At 78.7% G+C, this 3,320-nt stretch carries 4 protein-coding genes and 1 pseudogene; all 5 read right to left on the reverse strand.

Going from position 1 to position 3,320, the window contains the following annotated elements; translation table 11 throughout:
- The coding region (locus AC5FZL_RS16025; protein WP_493619878.1) for a hypothetical protein at positions 1-184 on the reverse strand (184 nt) is incomplete at its 3' end.
- Complete coding sequence (locus AC5FZL_RS16030) at positions 181-1,053, reverse strand: hypothetical protein (RefSeq protein ID WP_493619879.1); 873 nt, start codon at positions 1,051-1,053, stop codon at positions 181-183. The genes AC5FZL_RS16030 and AC5FZL_RS16025, both read right to left, overlap by 4 nt.
- Positions 1,025-2,020, reverse strand: a complete 996-nt coding sequence (locus AC5FZL_RS16035; RefSeq protein WP_493619880.1) for an endo alpha-1,4 polygalactosaminidase — start codon at positions 2,018-2,020, stop codon at positions 1,025-1,027. Before AC5FZL_RS16035 ends, AC5FZL_RS16030 begins: the two co-directional genes overlap by 29 nt.
- A 50-nt stretch (positions 2,021-2,070) precedes the next feature.
- Positions 2,071-2,739, reverse strand: coding sequence for a spherulation-specific family 4 protein (locus AC5FZL_RS16040; protein WP_493619881.1), 669 nt, complete (start codon positions 2,737-2,739; stop codon positions 2,071-2,073).
- Positions 2,736-3,320 (reverse strand): annotated as a pseudogene (locus AC5FZL_RS16045) (hypothetical protein); the annotation flags it as partial. The pseudogene AC5FZL_RS16045 and the gene AC5FZL_RS16040, both read right to left, overlap by 4 nt.

Consider the following 3,320-nt stretch of genomic DNA (forward strand, 5'->3'; position numbering starts at 1 on the left):
CGAGCGCGACCGCCTGGTCGAGCTCCGCGGTGGCCGTGGCGAGCAGCCGGTCGACCTCTCCGGGAGGCCCGCCCCCGCTGCCCGTGGCGGCGGCGAGCAGCAGGCGCACCGTGGCCAGCTGGTGGCGGAGGTCGTGGTGCAGCGCGGGGGCGCCCCAGGCGTCGTGGGGGCGGACGAGCGTCACGGGGCCCTCCGGCGGGGCACCTTGGGCGCGCGCGGCGCCGTGGCGATCCGCCGCGGGGCGATCCGCCGCGGGGCGATCGGAGGCGCGGCGACCGGAGCCGGGGTGACCGGAGCCGGGGCGGCCGCGGTCGGGTCGAGCAGGTGCACCTCGCCGCGCGAGGACGGCTCCGGGACGGCGGCGAGCACCCGGTCGAGGGCCTGCTCCGGCTGCAGGCCCCGAGAGGTCAGGCTGAGGACGGCGGCGGAGGCCTCCAGCCCCGGCTGCGCCAGCACGGCCCGCACCAGGCGCAGCGCCACCGCCTGCACGGCGACCTCGGGCGGGTCCTCGACGACGACCGCCAGCTGCCCGGGGCCGAGCGGGACCACGGCGTCCGCGTCGCGCAGCACCCCGCGCACGGCCCGTCCGAGGGCGCCGCTCCCCAGGACCGCGTCACCGGCGCCGGTCGCGCTGGGGCGCACGCGCAGGACGGCGACGGCCCAGCGCGTGGCTCCCGGGCGGTCGTCGCCGGGGGCGGGCTGCACGCGCAGCACCGCGCTGCGGGCGGCACCGGGGGTGGTGGCGGAGCCGTCGGAGCACAGGTGCCACCACAGGGGGTCCGGGCGCCCGGCCACCCGCGCCTGGGCGCTGACGCACTCGACGCCGGGGTCCAGCAGGTCGAGGGCGGCGGCGGTGAGCGTGGCGGCGTCCGCCGGCTCCAGCGCAGCCGCCAGCAGCGTGCCCACCGGGTCGAGGGCGCGGCCGAGCAGCGCGTCGAGCGCGTCGCCGACCTCGCGCAGCTCCACCTGGCCGTCCGGGCGCACGAGGACGGCGGCCGCCAGCGCCCCAGTGCGCCCGGCCAGGTCACCCGCCCCCGTGAGAGCTCCCGCCACGAGCACATCCAACACGCTGCGGCCCCAGATCGGCAGTCTTGACGATCGTGCTCAGGCCCGCTACGACCGCACCCTCGCAGCTCTTCGTCGAGAGGGGCTCGTACTCGACGTGGAAGACCGCCTTGCCGGCCGCCGTGAAGGCGGCGTAGGCCCCGCACTCGTCGTAGCGCAGGCACTCCTCGTTCACCGCGAAGTCGAACACCGGCTCCAGGTCGGCGACCTGCTCGACGTCGTTCTTGAGGCCCGCGGCGAGGCTGCGCTCGTGGGCCAGGCCGGCGAGCGCCGTGTTGAACCGCAGCTGGTCGTCCGCGGTGAGCGGGAACCCGGTCTCGTTGGCCCACCCGTCGACGTTGTCGAACTCGACCCCGTCGAAGCCCTTGTCGCGGCAGCGGTCCAGGCGCGCTGCCAGCAGGGGCAGCAGGACGTCGGTCCGCCGCACGTCGAGCCAGCGCTCGCCCGGCCAGTCGTCGAGCGGTTCGCCGAGGACGTCGTCGGGGAACCGCCCGGCGTCGGGTCGCCACTCCTCGTACGCGCCGGCGTTGACGTAGCAGACCGCCCGGCGCCCGAGGCGGTGCAGCTCCGCCACCTGCGCGGCGCTGGTCTCCTCCCCGTCGACGTCGTAGACCTCGGCGTCCACCGACAGGTCGAGCCGCTCGTCGAGCTGGTACTGCCACGTGGTGCCGGGGGCGGGGCGCCAGAGGGCGTCCCCGCTCGGCGGGGCGGCGGGCGGGTCGACGGGCGGGGGAGACGCCGCGGGGGGCGGCGAGGTGCTCGCCCCGCCGCCACCGGTGGGAGCTGAGGACGACGGCGAGGCCAGCGACTCCGACGGCGACGGCGACGGCGAGGGCTGTCCGGACGAGCGGGAGGCCGACGGAGCCGGCGACGCCGGCTCCGAGCCGCCGCGCCCGCCCGAGCCGCACCCGGTCACGGCCGCCAGCACCAGCACCGCCACCCCGAGGACGCCCACGGGCCCTCCCCTCCTCCGGACCACCCGCCGGCCCTGCTGCCGGGGCGGCGTCACAGCAGCGCCCGCGCCCCCGTGCGGGCCCCGGGGAAGCCGCCCCAGGGGTGGGGCATGGTGCGGTCGGTCACGAAGGCGTGCCCCGCCCCGAGCTCCCCGGCGCGCGCCGTGGTGGCCGCGATCTGCTCCGGGGGGCACCCGTGCACGAGGTGCCAGACCTTGCGGCGCGGCATGCGGGCCAGCCAGGCCGGCGGCTGGTGCTCGGCGTAGGCGGCCGCGTCGCCCTCGAACACGCCGGTGACGTCGAGCAGGGCCAGGTGGGCCGGGTGGGGCACCACACCGGGGTTGCCCACCACGAGCCCGGCACCCTCGTCGCGCACGCGCTGGACCAGGGGCTGGAGGTGCACGGCGCCGGCGAAGTCGGACGGGAAGCGGTCGAACATCACCCCGCCGACGCGGTAGCGGTGCACCCAGGCCCGCACGTCCTCGAGCACCTGGGCCGGAGGGCGGTGGCCGTAGTCGACGTCCACGTAGCCCAGCACCCGCACGCTGCGCAGGAGGGCCACCGCCTCCGGGTACCACGGGTCGTCCTCGTCGCCCGGCCCGTCGTGGACGTTGACCACCACGAACGAGGGCCGCGGCTGGAGGTGCGCCAGCTCCTGCCACGCCTGCGGGTCCTCCGCCGGGTGGACGTACCAGGGCGGCGCGAGCCGCGCCTGGCTCACGCCGCCACGCGGGGGTCGGAGACGCGGTGGGCGACGAGCGCGACCGCGCCGAGGAGGGCGGGGACCACGGCGACGGCGAAGGCGTCCAGCCCCGACACCAGCGCCACGCCGGTGCTGGCCGCCACCAGGGCGCTCGCCAGGACCGCACGCCACGGGGCGCCGAAGGCGTTGAGCGCCGCGGAGGCCGTCGCCGCAGCGGTGAAGGCCGCCGCGACCGCCGCGTCGACCGTCCAGCCGGGCTGCGCCCCCGGCCGCGAGACGACCACCAGGGCCGCCACTACGGCGGCGGTGGCGGCGGTGGCCAGGGCCGTGCCGACCGCCGCGCGCCGCGCCCGCCGGGCCGCGGCGGAGATGACGTGGAGGCGCGCGGCCGACCGGCGCATCCGCGAGCGCAGCACCACGATGGCCGGATCCGCCACGACGGCTCCCGCCACGCCCGCCACCACCAGCCCCGCGGCCTCCGCGGCCGGGACCAGGCTCAGCAGCCCCAGCAGGCTGGCCGCGAGCAGCAGCGCCTGCAGCGCGGCGGGGGCCGCCGCGTGCCAGTCGGTGGCGTCGGGTGCCTCCAGGCCCCCGGCGCG

It is taken from the genome of Quadrisphaera sp. DVD1 (assembly GCF_058932755.1).